Genomic DNA, 18,143 nt, shown 5'->3' on the forward strand with positions numbered 1-18,143 from the left:
TGGCCTTTTCTGCTGAGGTTAAAAAAGGAGAAACCATCCATGTAAAAGTGTCTCTTTCTCCCACCGGATATGAAGGAGCAGAAAAAAATATGTTGGCAGAAGGGAAGATTAAAGATTTTGAAACCGTAAAAAAGCAGGCAGAAACGGCTTGGGATAAGGAACTTTCAAAAATTGAGGTAAAATCTGATGATCCAAACAAATTATCCGTTTTCTATACAGCTCTTTATCATGTTTTCACGCAGCCTAATATCAACATGGATGTGGATGGAAAATACCGCGGAAGAGACAACAAGATATACTCTGCCAACGGATTTGATTATTATACTGTATTCTCTCTGTGGGATACTTTCAGAGGGGCTCATCCACTAATGACTTTAATTGACAGAAAAAGAACGGCAGATTTCATCAATACCTTCATCGAACAATATGAACAGGGCGGAAAACTTCCGGTATGGGAACTCGCCTCCAATGAAACAGAATGTATGATCGGTTACCATGCTGTATCGGTCATTGCAGATGCTATGGCTAAGGGAATTCAGGGATTTGATTATGAGAAAGCTTTTCAGGCATCTAAAAGCTCCGCAATGCAGGATATTTTCGGACTGAATGCTTATAAACAGAATAATTACATCAGTATAGACGATGAGCATGAAAGTGTTTCCAAAACAGTAGAATATGCCTATGATGACTGGTGTATTGCTCAAATGGCAAAGATTTTAGGCAAAAAAGAAGAGTACCAGTATTTCATGAAACGTTCTCAGAACTGGAAAAACCTTTACAACCCTACAACAGGTTTTATGCAACCAAGAAAGAACGGAAGCTGGTATGCGCCTTTTGATCCCAGAGAGGTTAATAACAACTATACAGAGGGAAATTCATGGCATTATTCATATTCTGTACAGCAGGATATCCCAGGGCTGATTGCAGCGCATGGCGGAAAAGAAAAATTTGAACAGTTTATTGATGCCATCTTTGCAGCTCCTGATACAACAACGGGCAGAGAGCAGGTGGATATCACAGGATTGATGGGACAGTATGCACAAGGTAATGAGCCAAGCCATCATATCGCTTATCTGTACAATTTTGTAGGTAAACCTGAAAAAACAGATGCCAAAATAAAGTATATCCTCGATAATTTTTATAAAAACACTCCAGACGGACTGATCGGTAATGAAGACTGCGGACAGATGAGTGCCTGGTATGTTTTAAGCTCAATGGGAATTTATTCTGTAACGCCAGGACTTCCGGAATGGGAAACAACAACGCCTTATTTTGATGAAATCACGATCCATCTTGAAGACGGAACTACAAGAACCATTACCAAAAACACAGCTAAAGCTGAACTGAAAAAGCTTGGTTTTGAAAATATAAAGCCTATGAAAGATTTTAAATATACCGAACAGACCGCTTCACCAGTAATTTCGGCAGACAGAATCTTTGATTTTAATACAAAAGTAGAAATCACTCCATTGAATCCGGGAGACAAGCTATATTACATGACTCTGGATGAATCAGACGCTAATAAAAGAAAGACATTTACTGTGTATAAAGAACCTTTCTCCATCAGTAAAACGACTCAGGTGATGGCTTACGCTGAAAGAAACGGTGAAAAAAGTTCGGTTACCACGGCTAATTTCAACCGAAGACCTAATTACTGGGATATTACGATTCTTTCCAAAGCAACTCCACAATATACTGCCAGCGGAAAACTGGCCCTCATTGATGGAATCCGAGGAGATATCAACTGGAGAAAAGGAGAATGGCATGGTTATCAGGGACAGGATTTTGAAGCGGTTATTGATTTTAAATCTCCTCAGCAGATTACCAATCTATCTTCTACCTATCTTCAGGACAGCAGAGCCTGGATCATGATGCCTAAAAAAGTAGAATATTATGCTTCAATGAACGGAAAAGATTTCATCCTCCTGAAAACAATAGATAATTCTATTGATCCTAAAGATGAAAATGTACAGATCAAGGATTTTTCTACTGAGATACTTCCTACTGAAGCCCGATATATCAAAGTAAAAGCTTATCACTTCGGAAAACTTCCGGAATGGCATCAGGGAGCAGGCGGAGATGCTTATATTTTTATTGATGAAATTTCAGCCAAGTAACATCAAACATAGAAGTTTGTATTGATTATTGCGTCAATATTTAATCTGCGATTATAAAACGCGGCCCTTCGAATTTTCGAAGGGCCGCGTTTTATGCATTCATTCTTTCAGACCAATTCAGTTCTTTTGGCAGCTCCATATCAGAAAACTCAATATGAATGACCCGTCTTTTCTTTCCGTTTGTTGTTCTATTTGAGCCATGTAAGATAAGAGGTTTCATAATCATAATTCCGCCTTTTTCTACATGACAGATTTCTTCTATTTCTATGGTCCAATCGATGGTTTCCGGTCTGTAAATTCCTTTTGCATGAGATTTCGGAACTACTTTTAATGCTCCGTTATTTTCATCGGTATCGTCCAGATGAATTCTGATGGTATATATATTTTCCAACACCGGCAAAGGGGGCTGAACAGCAAACTGATTTTGTTTGGTAGTCCACGGCCCAAAATTATCCACCTCCAATTTTTTATCGACAGAAATAGTCAGATCCTGATGATAGGCAACATACCAGTTGGAGGTTTCAGGTTTATCAAAATAAATACTTTTTACAACAAAATATTGTTCTCCAAAAATCTCTTTAATCACTTTTTTAATATGATCATTAAAGATCAGATCTTTGATTTCAGGGATTTCTTTCAAAAACTGTCGTATTGCAAAAAGGTCTTCAGACTTTCGAAAATTCTCTTTTGAGGTATCAATATTTTGCAGAACAAGGTTGATATCTTCGAGTTCTTTCGGTGAAAAAATGTTGTTGATAACAGCAAAGCCATATTCAAGAATATGGCTTTTTTTTATTTTCTAAGTTATGTAAACTCATGATTTAAATTTTGTCTATAGGTTCGGTTAGCTGTCCTTCCCATTTGGATACTGCAGAGGTTGCCAGTGTATTTCCCAGTACGTTGGTCATACTTCTCCCCATATCGCAGAAATGGTCAATTGGTAAGATTAAAGCGATCCCTTCTGGTGGAATTCCAAACATAGAACACGTTGCTACGATGATTACCAGTGAAGCTCTCGGTACTCCGGCAATTCCTTTTGATGTAAGCATTAACACCAAAAGCATGGTGATCTGCTGTCCAAGAGTCATTTCAATACCGTAGATCTGAGCGATGAAGATTGAAGCGAATGTCATATACATCATACTTCCATCCAGGTTGAAAGAATATCCTAACGGCAAGATAAAAGATACCACTCTGCTGTTACATCCGAACTTTTCAAGCTCTTCTACCAACTTTGGAAATACCGCTTCCGAACTTGTGGTAGAGAATGCAATCAATAATGGCTCTTTAATTCTCTTTAACAAATCGAAAAGACGATTTCCCAAAATAAAATATCCTACTAATAAAAGGACCAGCCAAAGCACTCCTATCGCAAAGAAGAAATCTCTTAAATAAATGGCATACACTTTAAAGATTTCAAAACCATTGGTAGCCACTACAGCTGCAATAGCTCCTAATACTCCAAACGGAGCAAACCACATGATGTAACCTACCATTTTAAGGATAGCGTGGGCAATAATATCAAAAAGCTTTACAACAGGCTGAGAATACGCTTCTCCTAAATTTGCCAAGGCTACTCCGAACATAATGGCAAATACCACAATCTGAAGTACTTCATTGGTTGCAAAAGCTTCAAATAAACTTTTAGGAATCATGTGTTTTACAAAGTCTTCCATAGAAAAGCTCTTGCTGCTTTTAAGAAGCTCATCGGCAGAAGCTACATCCTGAATAGGAAGTTTTGTAACGTGCCCCGGCTCCAGCCAGTTAACAAGAATCAATCCGATGAAAAGAGATACCAAAGAGGCAGAAATGAACCAAAGCATTGCTTTTGTCCCTACTCTTCCGATCATTTTGATATCACTCATTTTGGCAATTCCCACCACCAAAGTAGTAAAAACCAATGGCGCAATAATCATCTGTACCAATCTGATGAAAACAGTTCCCAATAATTTGATATTCTTGGAAAAAGGTTCTGCACTTTCCGGGTACTTCACATGTACTACTCCTCCAATTCCTACTCCCAGGATAAGTGCAATGATAATTGCTATAAAAAGTTTATTCTGTCCTTTCATATATATAGTTCAATTTGCGCAAATATAATAGTTTTTCAATTGGCAGAAGATTTTCTTCAATGCGGGTTTATTTTATATTAAGTTTTTAATCCCTAAAAATTAAAAGTCTGGTTTCGAAAATATTGCAAAAAAATTTAAAAAGATTTATTGATTTTTTATTCTTTTGGTACAAATTTTATTATTACATTTGGTAGTATAACAACATTAATAAATATACAATATGAAAAAAACTATCGCAATGGCTGCATTAGCTGTAGCTGTATCTTTCGGAGCAGTTTCTTGTAAAAAGAAAGTTTCTGATGCCGATCTTCAGACTCAAGCTACAACTGTAGTAACTTCTAATCCCAATGCTTCTGTTGAAGTAAAAGAAGGTGTTGCTCATTTAAGTGGAACTTTCACAGACCAGCAGTCTAAGGATGCGATGATTGCCAAGTTAAAAGCGATCAGCGGAGTAAAAGATGTAATGGACATGTCTACAGTAGCAGCTCCACCTCCACCTCCATCTGTTGAAACCACTTCTGCTGTAGATCCTGCAGTTCAGAAAAAAGTTCAGGATGCGGTAAAAGATTTCCCTTCTGTAAAAGTAGAAGTTGTAAACGGACAGCTTACACTTACAGGAAATGTTTCCAGCTTACAGGCAAGAAAGATCAAAGAATCTGTAGATGCTTTGAAAATCGGAAAATATAACAACAACCTAACTGTAAAATAATTTAAAATGAGCGAATTACAAGATAAATATTCAAGCGTAGTTTCAGCAGCACAGTCTGCAGGAATTTCAAATCTACAGGTTCAGGAGCAGGACGGAATTCTTTATGTTTCCGGAAATGCTTCCAATACTGCAGCTAAAGATGCTGTATGGAACGCTCTGGGAGCTATTGACTCTACGTATTCTGCTTCAGATATCAATATTGACGTACAGGTTGCAGGTCTTACATCCGGAGCATCTTTAACGGTTGCAACGGAAGAATCTAATCTGAACATCAGACAGGAGCCTTCTACTGAAGCTGCTGTGGTAGGTAAAGCTTCCAAAGGATCTTCTGTAACGCTAATAGAACAAACTTCTGATGACTGGTGGAAAGTGAAAACTGCCGACGGCCAGGAAGGATATGCTTATTCAAGATATTTGAGAGCATAGTTAAAAAAAGATAATTTTTTATAAATACTTGTAAGAAACATCCCTATAATTGGGATGTTTTTTTATTTTTACCGCTTTGAAAAAAACAAATGAAGAAAGTCTTATTGTTATTGATGTTGATATGCAATATGGTGGTTGTGAATGCCCAAAAGCTGTATATTGATGGAAAAGTAACTGATTTAGAAAAAAAAACACTCGAAAATGTCACGGTATATCTGCTGAAGGCAAAAGATTCATCTATTGTCAATTATACAGCCAGTAACAAAGAAGGTAAATTTTCTTTGAAAATTGATGAACAGAAAGAACCTTCAATTCTGAAAATTGACACTGAAAAACTTTCCTATTCAAAAACATTTGAAAAGATCAATGAACCTCTCTCATTGGGAGATATACAGCTTGAATCTAAAAAAATTATCAATATCGATGAGGTGAAAATCACCGTTTCTCCTATAAAAATTAAAAAAGATACCGTAGAGTTCAATGCATCGGCCTTTAAGGTACGTCCGGACAGTAATATTCAGGAACTTCTGAAGCAAATCCCTGGAGTGGAAATAGGCAACGATGATAAAATTACAGTCAACGGAAAAGCTGTCGATCAGATTATGGTGAATGGAAAACCCTTTTTTGATAAAGACGGCAAGATGGCTTTACAGAACCTTCCGGCCGATATTATTAAAAATGTTCAGGTGACAACCACTAAAACCAAACAGGAAGAATTCAGCAAACGAGCTCCAAAATCTCAAAATGCAACCATCAATTTCAATATTGATGAAAAGAAAAATAAAGGACTGATTGCAAGGGCTATTATCGGCTACGGTTCTGACAAACGCTATGAAGGAAGCGGAATGGTAAGTTATTTTAAAGGTGACACTAAAGTAAGTCTGATGCTATCTTCTAACAATATCAACTCAAAAAGTGTTTCCGGAGATAATGTTTTCGACAATATGGGAAGCATTCGCGGTGGTGGGACGCAAAGCAGCGGTGGTGGAATTCAAAGGTCTTCAACGATCGGATTGAATTATAATGATAAACTTTCAACAGATGCAGATCTTGATAATCTCAGCTTAAAATATTCGCAATCTAATCAGGAAACAGCATCTAAAGTATCCAGAACCAATCTTCTTCCGAACAATATCCTGAAAACCAATTCTGAAAACAATGGTGAGAATGAATCCAGGCAATATAATTTTGATAACTCAACCAGAATAAAACTGGATCCTGAGACGAATATTTATATATCTCCTTCTTTTTCAAGATCGGAAAGCAATAGTTCCAGCCGATCAAAATCTTCAACGTCAAAAAATGATCAGCTTCTTAATGAAAGCCAGTCTTCCAGTTTTTCAAATAGTCAGAATAATACTTTCAGCCCTGACATCAGCTTTTCCAAAAATCTGAAGAAAAAAGGACGTTCAGTATCTGCCAGAATGAATACTTCTATTTCCGAGTCTTTAACGAATACCGTGAATCAATCTCAAAATACATTCTATGGAGAATCCGGTACAACTGCAGATAACAGGAATCAGCTACAGAAAAACAGAAGCCAGGGTAACGATTACAGCTTCACTGCAGGCTATACGGAACCGATCTCCGATTCTGCGTCCATCAGTCTGGAAATAAACTACAATTCAAAATTATCACGGGATTTCAGAGATTTCAATGATTTTGATGAAACTACCGGCCAATATTCCAAATACAATATTCTCCTGTCCAACAGTATGGAGCAAAAGATCAATCAGTTTTCTCCTGAGCTGTCTTTTTATCTTACTAAAAAGAAAGTAAGTGCCTGGACCAACGTAAATCTTGATATTTCGGATATGAAAGTATATTCTGTTTTTAAAGGCCAAAACTATGAGCTGAAAAAAAACTTTGTGCTTCCAAGATATATGGTGAATTTTCAATATGCACTTTCGGACCGCCAAAGGTTAATATTTTCAAATTCTTCTAGCTTCACAGTTCCGAGTGCTGAAAAACTGATTCCCTACAAAGATGAATCCGATCCTTTAGTTACTTACATCGGAAATCCGGACCTGAAAAATTCATGGATGAACAGCAGTATGATTTCTTTTAACAGCTATAATATGGCTTCTGGAACCAACTATTACATCAATGCAGGTTTTACGTACAGAAACAACGATGTCATCAATTACACCCGATATGATGATACCGGAAAGCAGATCGTCACTTATGATAATATCAGTGGAAATAAAGGGTTCAATATCAGCTCCAGCCTGAGCAAAACTTTTAAGTGGCAGGATAAAAAATTGGTCATAAGCCCTAGATTCATGATGAGCTATATGTACAACAACAGTTCTATCAACGGACAGCTAATTAAAAGTAATGCTTATAATATGAGTCCGACCTTAAATTTAAATTTTGACATTAGAGACAAACTTAGTATAAAACCTTCTTACAGAATCAATTATAATTTTTCCAAATACTCAAATTCTGATATTAAAAGTGTAAATACAACGAGCCAATCCTTAAAACTGGAATTAACCAACTACCTGTTTCAAAGTCGATTGATTTTCGGAAATGATTTCGAATACAATACCAACTCCAATATTGCAGCAGGATTTAAAAAAGATTTTTACTTCTGGAATACCAGCCTGGGATACTCTTTCTATAAAAAACAATTTACAGCAAAAGTGAAAATTTATGACGTATTAAATCAAAATCAGAGCGTAAAAAGAAATATTACAGATACTTATTTTGAAGACCGTGAAGATTTGATTTTGAAACGGTACATTATGTTTTCCCTCAGCATGAAACTGAACCAGTTTAAAGGTAAAAGATAGGAAAATCCTTACTTCTCTATACTCTAAAATTATCGGCCGGACCTCTCCGGCTGATTCTATTTTCGGGACTTTATTTTCTTCGGGGAAAAGCTTTTTAAAGAAGATTCGCCGCTGAACGTGTTTTTATTTTTAAATTAGCATCAAATTTTTTTTATGAAAATCCATATTTCAGTTTTATTTATTCTTTTTTTCATTCTTGGAAAGGCCCAAAAAACGGAACAGAAAGACAATTTCGTTAAAGACAATTTCACCAAGAAAGAATTTTATATTCCCATGCGTGACGGAGTGAAGCTTTTCACAGCTGTATACATTCCGAAAGATATTTCAAATAAGAACAAATATCCTTTTCTGATGCAGAGAACCTGCTACAGCATTGCACCGTATGGAGAAAATGAATACAAAACAAAAATTGGTCCCAATGCTTATTTGATGAATGACAAATACATTTTTGTTTATCAGGATGTACGCGGAAGATATATGAGTGAAGGAACTTTTACCAATATGACTCCACAGGTGGAACATAAAACCAAAAAAGATATTGACGAAAGTACTGATACTTATGATACGATTGAATGGCTTTTGAAAAACGTTAAAGACAACAATGGTAAAGTAGGACAATTCGGAACTTCTTATCCAGGTTTTTATACTGCTGTAGGAACATTATCTCAGCATCCGGCTCTTGTTGCATCTTCTCCACAGGCTCCTATTTCTGATTTCTGGAATGATGATTTTCTTCACAACGGAAGATTTATGTTAGGGTATTTCAGAACTTTCCCTGTATTTGGAGTTCAAAAAACAAAACCGGAAAACAAAGCATGGTACATGGATTCTTTCATCAAGCAGACTTCTGAAGACGGATTAAAGTTCTACAGAGACCTTGGAACACTGAAAGATGCCTATGAAAAGTATTACAAAGATAATTTCTTCATGACCGAGATTATGAATCATACCAATTATGATGAATTTTGGCAGAAAAGAGGACTTCTTCCTCATTTAAAAAACATCAATCATGCGGTAATGACTGTTGGAGGATGGTTTGATGCGGAAGATCTTTCCGGCCCTCTGAATATCTATAAAACGATTGAAAAAACAAGTCCAAAAGCTAAAAATACGATCGTGATGGGACCTTTCTCGCATGGAGGTTGGTCACAGGAACAGGGAAAACACTTCCACAGTGAAACTTATTTTGGAGACAGTATTGCGACTTATTATCAGAAAAATATTGAGACCAGATTCTTCAAACATTATCTGAAAGGAAATACGAAAGAAGATGCAGGACTTCCGGAAGCTTTGATGTATGATACGGGAGCTAAAGAATGGAAAGAATTTTCATCATATCCACCAAAAAATGCACAGAAAGTTAATTTTTACCTGGCTGATAAAACATTAAAAAAGACAGCAGGACAAGGATATTCAGAATATTACAGTGATCCTAATAATCCAGTTTTAAGTTCTGATCATTTAAAAGATTTTAATGGATTTACTCCTAAAAATTATATGTCGGAAGATCAGAGATTTGCAGTGGGAAGACCTGATGTATTAACATTCACCACAGATGTTTTGACCGAAGATATGGCATTTGCAGGTGAAATTATGGCTAAATTAAATATCGCATCAACCTCTACAGATGCAGATTTTGCCGTAAAATTAATTGATGTATATCCTGAAGATTTTAAACCTGTAGAAAAGAAAGACGGTGTTATCTACGGAAACTATCACCAGATGGTAAGAAGCGAAATTATGCCTGCGAGATTCAGAAATTCAAGAGAAAAGGGAGAAGCTTTGATTCCTAACCAGAAAACGGCAGTGAATTTCAGACTTCAGGATGTGGTTCACACTTTTAAAAAAGGCCACAAAATTCAAATCCAGATCAGCAGTACATGGTTCCCGCTTTTTGCGATCAATCCACAGAAATTCTTAGACAATCCGAATTTTGCTACTAAAGAAGATTATACTAAAGCATTCATCAAAGTGTATGATGACAGTTCTATAGAAGCTGAAATCCTTAAATAAACTAAAAGCTGTTCGTTTGAACAGCTTTTTTATTTTTAATTAATCTTCAATGGTCCTAAAGGTCAGATTCACCCGCGGGGTTTTCACTTTGGTGGTTGGAGGAAGTCTGTGAAGCCAATTCTCCTGAGTTTTTCCTTTCATAATCAGTAAACTTCCGTTTTCCAAAAAGACTTCTATCTTTTCTTTGGTTGTTTTATGTTTGAATAAAAATTTTCTTTCTGCTCCAAAGGTTAATGAGGCAATGGCACCATGTTTTTTCAGATCTGTTTCTCCATCACTGTGGTAGGCCATTCCTTCGCTTCCGTCATGGTATAAATTGAGAAGACATGAATTATAGGTTTCTCCTGAAACTTCTTCACATTTTTTCTTTAATTCCAGCAGTTCAGGAGTCCAGAGTTTTGCATATTTGGTTCTTTTAGAATAGGTATACTCAAATGCTTTATCTCCAAACCAAGCTACTTTTCTTTTCGTTAACACCAGTTTTCCAAAAATGACCGCTTCATCATGTTCCCACGGAATTTGATTGAACAAATAATCATAGTAGGAATCGCATTTCTCCTTCGGAAAAATCTTTCCATAGTAATTCACCGTTCCGTCGTGGGGAAGTATGTTTAAAGGATAGTCTGATATATCTTCGAAAAGGCTTAGCATTGTTTTTGTTTTGAATAATACAAGTTACGTAATGTTTTTGGAAAGGGATTTTAGTCTTGCTGTAAAAGACCACCCCGTCAAAAATTCAAAGAATTTTTGCCACCCCTCCAAAGGAAGGGAATATTTCCTTCTTCAACTGAAATATTGGTGACAATCGGAATTTTCCCGGAAACTTAAGTGTACTTCTCAAACAGTTAGTAGTCACTTAAAAAGAACTTAAGTGTTCAAAAAACTTTTGTGGCTTTTGTGATAAAAATAGGTTACGAGTAAATATGTGAACCTTCCCACCCCACAATCAGTTGTTTTCTTTCACTTCCCCATCGGTATCCTCCCAGATGACCTGTAGATTGAATCACGCGATGACACGGAATAAGAAATGCAACCGGATTGCTTCCGATAGCGGTACCAACAGCTCTGGATGCTTTAGGATTCCCTAATTTTTCAGCCAGACTGCCATAAGTAGACAGTTTACCCATGGGAATTGTCAGTAAACTTTCCCAAACTTTAAGCTGAAAATCGGTTCCTTTTAAATGAAGTTTGATGGTATTGAGCTTTGTCCAGTCTTTATCGAATATGGACAATGCATTCTTTTGAAGAGTATCCTCTTTTTCGAAAAAAGAAGCATTGGGAAACTTTCGTTTCAAATCTCCCAATGCTGTTTCTTTATTGCTTTCGAAAGCCATATAACAGATTCCTTTCTCTGTAGAAGCAACTATTATGTTACCAAAAGGGCTTTCAGAAAAGCTATAGTTAATGACAAGACTTTTACCTCCATTTTTATATTCTGCAGGAGACATTCCTTCTATTTTCACAAACAGATCATGAAGTCTGCTGGTGCTGGAAAGACCTGTTTCATAAGCGGTATCGAAAAGACTTGCTTTTTCTTCCTTCAACAAATTTTTAGCATGTTCAAGACTGATGAACTGTAAAAATTTCTTCGGACTTGTGCCTGCCCAGTCCGTAAATATTTTCTGGAAATGAGCGGGACTCAAGTGAATATTCTCTGCCACTTCCTCCAAACTTGGCTGAAGTCTGAAATTGCTTTGGATATATTCTATCGCTTTGGCAATTCTGTGATAATCTATTTGATTTTGTGTGGACATCATATATTGTTTTTACCTCACAAATTTCCAAAGAATATACGGCAGAAAAAATCCGATTCTTGCGGAATATTAGTTGTTGTTATAAATATCGTTATAAGCAAGCATTTTATAATATAACTTCGCAGCAAGGAAAGCGGTTGGCTTAGCCATTGGAGAATCCATCAATTCTACAATATCAAATGCTACAACGTTACATTTTTCGAATACTTTTCTTAATAGTTCCAATGTTGGATACCACTGTAGACCACCTGGCTCAGGAGTTCCTGTAGATGGAGCAATGGAAGGGTCAAAAGCATCAAGGTCAATCGTAATATATACGTTTCCTGAAACTTTTTCCAATACATCATTCACCCAGTTCTCGTTATTGGCAATCTCGTGAGCAAAGAATACTCTTCCTTCCGGCAGATACTGAGCTTCTTCAGCATCCATAGAACGGATTCCCACCTGAACTAAATTATGTTTCTGATTCGCTTCAAACACTGCACAAGCGTGGTTAGAAGTAGAACCGTGGAACTCAGGACGTAAATCTGTGTGAGCATCTAACTGAAGAACGGTAAGGTTTTCAAACTTTTCTCCTACTGCACGAATAGAACCGATGGAAACAGAATGCTCTCCTCCAAATAGAGTAAATACTTTTCCTTCATGATTCAAAAGCTCTTTTGTTTTTTGGTAAACCGCTTCTGTCATTGCTTCAGGACTTGAATTTTCAGAAACTTCTCCAGCTAAATATACTCCCTGAAGGTAAGGCTCAGTTTGTGTTTCGATATCATAAAGCTCCATGTTTTCAGAAGCATCTAAGAATAATTCAGGACCTTTATCTGCTCCTTTTCCCCATGTTGAAGTTCCATCGTAAGGAACTGTTACCAACATTACTTTTGAATTCTCTAACGTTGCGTTTTCCTCGGGAATTCCTGCGTATGTTTTCATGCTTTATTTAAAAATTTTAATGTTTTAAACTTGAAATATTCGCCACAAAGATACGAAGAGTTTATGAGTTGTAACGTAAGTGTGTGGGAGAGTTTATCAGTGCCAGACTTTCCAACTCTTCCCTTTTATCTGCTACCTGTTACCTCCAACCTATCGTTTATTCCCTTTCCACTCTCAACTCAAATAGTTATTTTTGTATAAAACTCATAATATGCCTTTAAAAGCTGTTCTTTTCGATATGGATGGAGTGATTGTAGACACAGAACCATTACATAGAAAAGCTTATTTCAAAACGTTTGATGAATTGGGAATTACGGTTCCCGAAGATTTATATACCTCTTTTACAGGGGCTTCTACCAAAAGTGTAGCTGAAACTCTGATCAAAAAATATAATTTACACCAGACGTACGAAACCATTGCAGAAATCAAGCGTGCCCACTTCAAGGATTACTTTTACAATGATGAGGAATTCGACCTCATTCCTGGGGTAAGAAAACTGATCCAGCATTACCATGACAACGGAATAAAACTTATACTGGCTTCTTCTGCGACCATGACAACGATCAATATGGTTTTTGAAAAATTCGGACTTGAACAGTATTTCAGCGGAAAAATAAGCGGAGCAGATTTAAAAGAATCCAAACCTCATCCGGAAGTCTTTCTGTTGGCTGCTGAAATGGCTGGCGAACCTGTTGAAAACTGCATGGTCATTGAAGACTCTACCAATGGAATTCTTGCGGCTCACAGAGCTAAAATATTCTGTGCAGCTTATAGAAGCCCTCATTCAAAAAATCAGGATTATACGTTGGCAGACACGGTAGTTTCTGATTATGAAGATCTTGAACTTGACAAAATTTCCAATTATTTTTAAATAAAAAAGCTCTCAGAAAAAATCTGAGAGCTTTTTTTTATGTAAGTTTTGCTTCTTTTGGTAAGAAAATTATTTGTATCCAAGAAGTCTTAATACATCTTCAGGTTCCTGTTTTTCACGGAAAATTTCATATTGAAGTTCACCGTTTTCATCTTTCTGAATCAGTACGTGTCTCGGCTGAGGCATCAGACAGTGATGCACCCCACCGTACCCTCCGATCGTTTCCTGGTAAGCTCCAGTGTGGAAGAATCCTATATACAAAGGTTTTGTATCACTGAAAACAGGTAAATAGATGGCGTTGGTATGTTGTTCTGAGTTATAGTAATCATCAGAATCACAAGTCAATCCTCCTAAGAACACCCTCTCATAGGTATCTTCCCAACGGTTAAGCGGAAGCATAATAAAGTGTCTTGAGATCGCCCATGTATCAGGAAGTGTTGTCATGAAAGAAGAATCAATCATATTCCACTTTTCTCTGTCGTTCTGACGTTTCTGAGAGATGATTTTATAAAGATTCGCTCCACTTTCCCCAACGGTAAAGCTTCCGAATTCAGTATAAATATTAGGTTCTTCTACTCCTTCTTCTTCACAGAATTTTTTGATCTGAGAAACGATTTCTTCTACCATATACTGATAATCGTAATCAAAGTTCAATGAAGTTTTAATTGGGAAACCACCACCAATGTTCAAAGAGTCTACTTCCGGAGCAATTTTTTTCAAACGTGCATATACACGAAGACATTTGTACAATTCGTTCCAATAGTAAGACGTGTCTTTAATCCCCGTATTGATGAAGAAGTGAAGCATTTTCAGTCTTGCATTCGGGTGTTCAGCGATTTTCTGGCTGTAATAAGGGATAATATCTTTATACCCAATCCCTAATCTCGAGGTATAGAATTCGAACTTCGGTTCCTCCTCTGATGCGATTCTGATTCCAATATTAAACGTAGAGTCAATACTTTCTGTAAGTTTATCCAGTTCTCTGTAGTTATCAAGAATCGGAGTAATATTTTCAAAACCGCTATTGATCATATCTGAAATCTTTGTCAGATAATCATCCGTTTTGAAACCATTACAGATTACTTCAATGTTTTTATCTACCTTCTCTTTTTCATAAAGAGATTTTACAATATCCATATCATACGCCGAAGATGTTTCTATGGAGATATCATTCTTCAGAGCTTCTTCCAATACAAAATTGAAATGACTGGATTTTGTACAGTAACAGTAGGTATAATTCTTTTTATATTCAATTTTTTCAAAAGCTTCTTTAAACCAGCTTTTAGCTTTTTGAATATTTTGAGAAATTCTCGGCAAATAGCTAATCTTTAGCGGAGTGCCAAATTGCTCTACAACGTCCATCAATGGAACATCGTGAAACAACAAATTGTTCTCAGAAACATTAAATTCCTCAGTAGGAAAATATAATGTCTGATCAATAAGTTCCGAGTACTTTATTTTCATTTCTAAACAAGTGAATTAAGAAATGCAAAATTGCTAAAAAAGTTTGATTTTCGGGTGTTAAAATTATCATAATTTTAATTTAAGACACAATATTACATTCTGTAAAAATTTACGTCTGATAATCAATACATAAACTTTTGAATGTACTCGTCTCTTTTAGCATCAGAAATTCCCAATACCTGCTGAATATACACATCGGTAGACCCATATTTTTTATTGATCTCTTCAAAAGCAGCATCAAGGTATCTTTTTTCTACCCAACTGAGCTTTTCAAGTACCTGCAAATCCATCTTAGGATACAAGAAATGCAATGTATTGGCAAGCCGAAGTCTTTTCTCCACAAGGTTTTTTCTATAGTTGTTGGATAAAAGATATTCGTTGTAGATTGTTTCTTTATCAAATTTCAGGATCATTAAAATAAGGGCTGTAATAATCCCGGTTCTGTCTTTACCTGCAGTACAGTGGTAAAGAATCGGGTCCTTAGACTCCATTATTTCAGTGATGATGGTTTTGATGGTTTCCGGATTTTCTGTAACGTATTCCCGGTAGAAATCAATCATTCTTTTCTCGGCATCGGAAGCATTCACCTTTCCTTTTAATACCAATTTTTTGGCTTGGGCAAGCTGATCTCCCTCGTCTTCAAACGCTGAATATTTTTTATAGGTTATTGGAGCAGGAAGCTGATCTGGCTTTTGAGCTATTTCTTTAGAATTTCTCAGATCGATCACTTCTTTGATTCCCATTTTTTCAAGATCATCAAAAGATTTGCTTTTAAGCTTATGAAGATGAGCACTTCTATAAAATTTCCCTTCTTTTAATGTTTTTCCTTCTGTATTTTTAATATTTCCTACCGTTCGGAAATTAGTCACTTTCTTAATGTTAATGACTTTTTCAGTTTCATTTTTTCCATACTGAGGGGATTCAAAATGCTGCGTTCTACAAGAGATAATGCTGCATAATGAAATGGTGAAAACTGATATTTTTATTAATCTATTCAAAAGTTTTTATTTAACCGATTCTTTTATAATGTGAATATTATTCTACAAAAAGTATACCTTGCTCATTAATATATACTTGGATATTCTATGTCATTGATTCCTATAAAAAACAGAACATCTCCTGATTCATATTCTACAGAAACTTCGTCTTCAATAGCAAAATTTCGGGTTCCTATTCTGGAGGTAATACTAAGGTTTCCGTTTGTCAGAGGCCAATTGAGTCCTTTGGTTGTTATATTATTCACCGCCGGAAAAGGATAAAGAGAAACCATTCTGTTTTTTGCTCCTTTTAATGTAAAGTGATTTGGGATAAAATAATACTCGGAAAACTCATCATAAAACTTAATGTTCATACGGTCTTTGAAAGCATAAGCCACCGTAAGGTTTCCAAGAAAATGATCCTGCTCTCCTCCGCTTCCTCCTAAAACCTCTACCTCAGAAAAGCCTTTTTCCAAAATAATTTCCAAGGCTTTGTGAAAATCTGTTTTATCCTGATCTAAAGTCAAAATAAATTTCTCCTGATACATTTCTTCATCCGCCCCGGAATGAGAGTCGAAATCACCGGAAATAAAATCCAGCTTATCCAGAGGAAAATTCATTCTTTTCACATAATGAAAAGCACCGTCTGTACAGGCAATTAAACCGTAATTCTCAGGGTTGGGTAATGATTTTGGAGCGTCTCCGTTGATGAAAAGTAGTGTCTTATCTCTCATTCGGGTTCCAATATTCTTCCGGTTCGTTGTTGAGCTTTGAAATATATCTTGCCAGAACAAAAAGGTAGTCTGAAAGTCTGTTTAAATATTTGATAAGTTCCGGACGAATTTCTTCCGCTTCATTTAAAAATACTAAAGAACGTTCTGCTCTTCTGCAAATGGTTCTTGCGGCATGTAAAAATGTTGCAGATTTGCCACCTCCGGGAAGGATAAAGTACTGAAGGGGCTCCAGTTTTTCTTCAAAGGCATCCATCCACTGCTCCAGTTCTTCAATTTCTGTTTCTGAAATAATAATCGGAAGACGCGATTTTCCGTTAGCCAGCATCAACTTATCTGCTGGTGTTGCAGCTTCTGAACCTACGGTAAATAAATCAAACTGTATTTTTTTCAATTGTTTCAGAACATCCTGATCTTCAATATGGCTTTTGGCAATTCCGATGAATGAATTCAGCTCGTCTATATTTCCGTAGCTGTCAACTCTTGCACTGGCTTTGGAAACTCTTGTTCCGCCATACAATGCCGTTTGTCCTTTATCTCCTGTTTTTGTGTAAATTTTCATACTACTAAAATACTGCATTTTTACAATGTAAAAAGTAAAATGTAGGAATGATTTCGGGTTTGCTTTGTGATACAGTATAAAAATGGCCGGGAGAAACCGGCCATATCCAAATTATTTATTTACCTCTACGTACTGTATGATGGTCTGATTTTTAGGATTGTAGATAATAGTACTACTGTTGGGAAATCTTTTCAGCTTATAATATTCAATGTTTTTATCATTTTTAATATCCTCAAGAAAACTTGTATCAAAAGTATTCTCGGGAAGAAATTTGGAAGCAAGGCTTATTTTATCGATGATATTTTGTCCATCAATTTTGTGGGCTTTCTTATCCGATTTACTTTCATCAGAAGTAGGTTGATTTTCCAGAAAGGGAAGCAAAGTATTGATATCTGCTTTATATTTGAAAATATAACCTTCGGGTCTTCCAGGAATTTTAATCTTTTTACCTTTTTCTTCGGAAATAATAGAAGGATCTGCCCCTGGAAAAACTTCACTCAGTTTTGCATTCTGGGAATTTGTTAAAGAGTTTACCGATTCATCTACGGCTTTTTTAACGGTTTCTTCTACGACCTGTTGAGTTTTCTGCTGTACCTTTTCTGTGGTTTGCTGAACGGTCTGATCTATTTTTTCTTCAATCTTATTGCACGATACTAATAAAAGAGTAGTGATAGCGGGCAAAATAAACTTCTTCATAATTCTAAATGTTCAATTCTTTTTATCAA

16 protein-coding genes are annotated in these 18,143 nt (G+C 36.2%); 6 read left to right on the plus strand and 10 right to left on the minus strand.

Annotated elements, in window-relative coordinates:
* Positions 1-2,117: GH92 family glycosyl hydrolase (locus ACL9RH_RS12490; RefSeq protein ID WP_422693704.1), on the plus strand; the 2,117-nt coding region annotated here is incomplete at its 5' end.
* Positions 2,118-2,208: 91 nt separating this feature from the next.
* Here the strand turns inward: ACL9RH_RS12490 and ACL9RH_RS12495 are convergent.
* A complete protein-coding gene (locus ACL9RH_RS12495; protein WP_422694196.1) occupies positions 2,209-2,913 on the minus strand; it encodes a phytanoyl-CoA dioxygenase family protein in 705 nt (234 codons plus the stop codon).
* 25 nt (positions 2,914-2,938) lie between these two features.
* The gene (locus ACL9RH_RS12500) at positions 2,939-4,189 is read right to left on the minus strand and encodes a dicarboxylate/amino acid:cation symporter (protein WP_422693705.1); all 1,251 of its coding nucleotides are present in this window, start codon (positions 4,187-4,189) and stop codon (positions 2,939-2,941) included.
* Positions 4,190-4,409: 220 nt separating this feature from the next.
* Here ACL9RH_RS12500 and ACL9RH_RS12505 point away from each other — a divergent pair, with 220 nt between their 5' ends.
* The 4 genes from ACL9RH_RS12505 to ACL9RH_RS12520 all read left to right on the plus strand — a co-directional run bounded on the left by ACL9RH_RS12505 (position 4,410) and on the right by ACL9RH_RS12520 (position 10,132).
* Positions 4,410-4,898 (plus strand): BON domain-containing protein, encoded by a 489-nt coding sequence (locus ACL9RH_RS12505; protein ID WP_422693706.1) that lies wholly within the window; start codon positions 4,410-4,412, stop codon positions 4,896-4,898.
* 6 nt (positions 4,899-4,904) lie between these two features.
* Positions 4,905-5,324, plus strand: a complete 420-nt coding sequence (locus tag ACL9RH_RS12510; protein ID WP_422693707.1) for an SH3 domain-containing protein — start codon at positions 4,905-4,907, stop codon at positions 5,322-5,324.
* Between the two features lie 89 nt (positions 5,325-5,413).
* Positions 5,414-8,119 (plus strand): outer membrane beta-barrel protein, encoded by a 2,706-nt coding sequence (locus tag ACL9RH_RS12515; RefSeq protein ID WP_422693708.1) that lies wholly within the window; start codon positions 5,414-5,416, stop codon positions 8,117-8,119.
* A 153-nt stretch (positions 8,120-8,272) separates the two neighbouring features.
* On the plus strand, positions 8,273-10,132 hold the full coding sequence (locus tag ACL9RH_RS12520) for a CocE/NonD family hydrolase (protein WP_422693709.1): 1,860 nt from the start codon (positions 8,273-8,275) through the stop codon (positions 10,130-10,132).
* A 39-nt stretch (positions 10,133-10,171) separates the two neighbouring features.
* Here the strand turns inward: ACL9RH_RS12520 and ACL9RH_RS12525 are convergent, their stop codons facing one another.
* From ACL9RH_RS12525 to speB, 3 genes are all read right to left on the minus strand, one after another.
* Positions 10,172-10,783, minus strand: a complete 612-nt coding sequence (locus ACL9RH_RS12525) for an alpha-ketoglutarate-dependent dioxygenase AlkB family protein (protein WP_422693710.1) — start codon at positions 10,781-10,783, stop codon at positions 10,172-10,174.
* Positions 10,784-11,043: 260 nt separating this feature from the next.
* Positions 11,044-11,886, minus strand: coding sequence for a bifunctional helix-turn-helix domain-containing protein/methylated-DNA--[protein]-cysteine S-methyltransferase (locus ACL9RH_RS12530; RefSeq protein ID WP_422693711.1), 843 nt, complete (start codon positions 11,884-11,886; stop codon positions 11,044-11,046).
* Positions 11,887-11,955: 69 nt separating this feature from the next.
* Positions 11,956-12,813, minus strand: coding sequence for an agmatinase (gene speB / locus ACL9RH_RS12535; protein WP_422693712.1), 858 nt, complete (start codon positions 12,811-12,813; stop codon positions 11,956-11,958).
* Positions 12,814-13,024: 211 nt separating this feature from the next.
* On the opposite strand from speB, the gene ACL9RH_RS12540 reads away from it, so the two are divergent.
* A complete protein-coding gene (locus ACL9RH_RS12540) occupies positions 13,025-13,684 on the plus strand; it encodes an HAD family hydrolase (protein ID WP_422693713.1) in 660 nt (219 codons plus the stop codon).
* Between the two features lie 69 nt (positions 13,685-13,753).
* On the opposite strand, the gene ACL9RH_RS12545 is transcribed toward ACL9RH_RS12540, so the two are convergent.
* The 5 genes from ACL9RH_RS12545 to ACL9RH_RS12565 form a co-directional block, all read right to left on the minus strand.
* A complete protein-coding gene (locus tag ACL9RH_RS12545) occupies positions 13,754-15,148 on the minus strand; it encodes an arginine decarboxylase (RefSeq protein ID WP_089737464.1) in 1,395 nt (464 codons plus the stop codon).
* A 122-nt stretch (positions 15,149-15,270) separates the two neighbouring features.
* Positions 15,271-16,146, minus strand: a complete 876-nt coding sequence (locus tag ACL9RH_RS12550; protein WP_422693714.1) for a tyrosine-protein phosphatase — start codon at positions 16,144-16,146, stop codon at positions 15,271-15,273.
* 65 nt (positions 16,147-16,211) lie between these two features.
* Positions 16,212-16,859, minus strand: coding sequence for a thiamine diphosphokinase (locus ACL9RH_RS12555; protein WP_422693715.1), 648 nt, complete (start codon positions 16,857-16,859; stop codon positions 16,212-16,214).
* On the minus strand, positions 16,849-17,418 hold the full coding sequence (locus ACL9RH_RS12560) for a cob(I)yrinic acid a,c-diamide adenosyltransferase (RefSeq protein ID WP_422693716.1): 570 nt from the start codon (positions 17,416-17,418) through the stop codon (positions 16,849-16,851). Before ACL9RH_RS12560 ends, ACL9RH_RS12555 begins: the two co-directional genes overlap by 11 nt.
* A gap of 111 nt (positions 17,419-17,529) precedes the next feature.
* Positions 17,530-18,114, minus strand: a complete 585-nt coding sequence (locus ACL9RH_RS12565; RefSeq protein ID WP_422693717.1) for a hypothetical protein — start codon at positions 18,112-18,114, stop codon at positions 17,530-17,532.
* Positions 18,115-18,143: the final 29 nt, after the last annotated feature.

This window comes from Chryseobacterium sp. Mn2064 (genome assembly GCF_049319685.1).
Classification (GTDB): Bacteria; Bacteroidota; Bacteroidia; order Flavobacteriales; family Weeksellaceae; genus Chryseobacterium.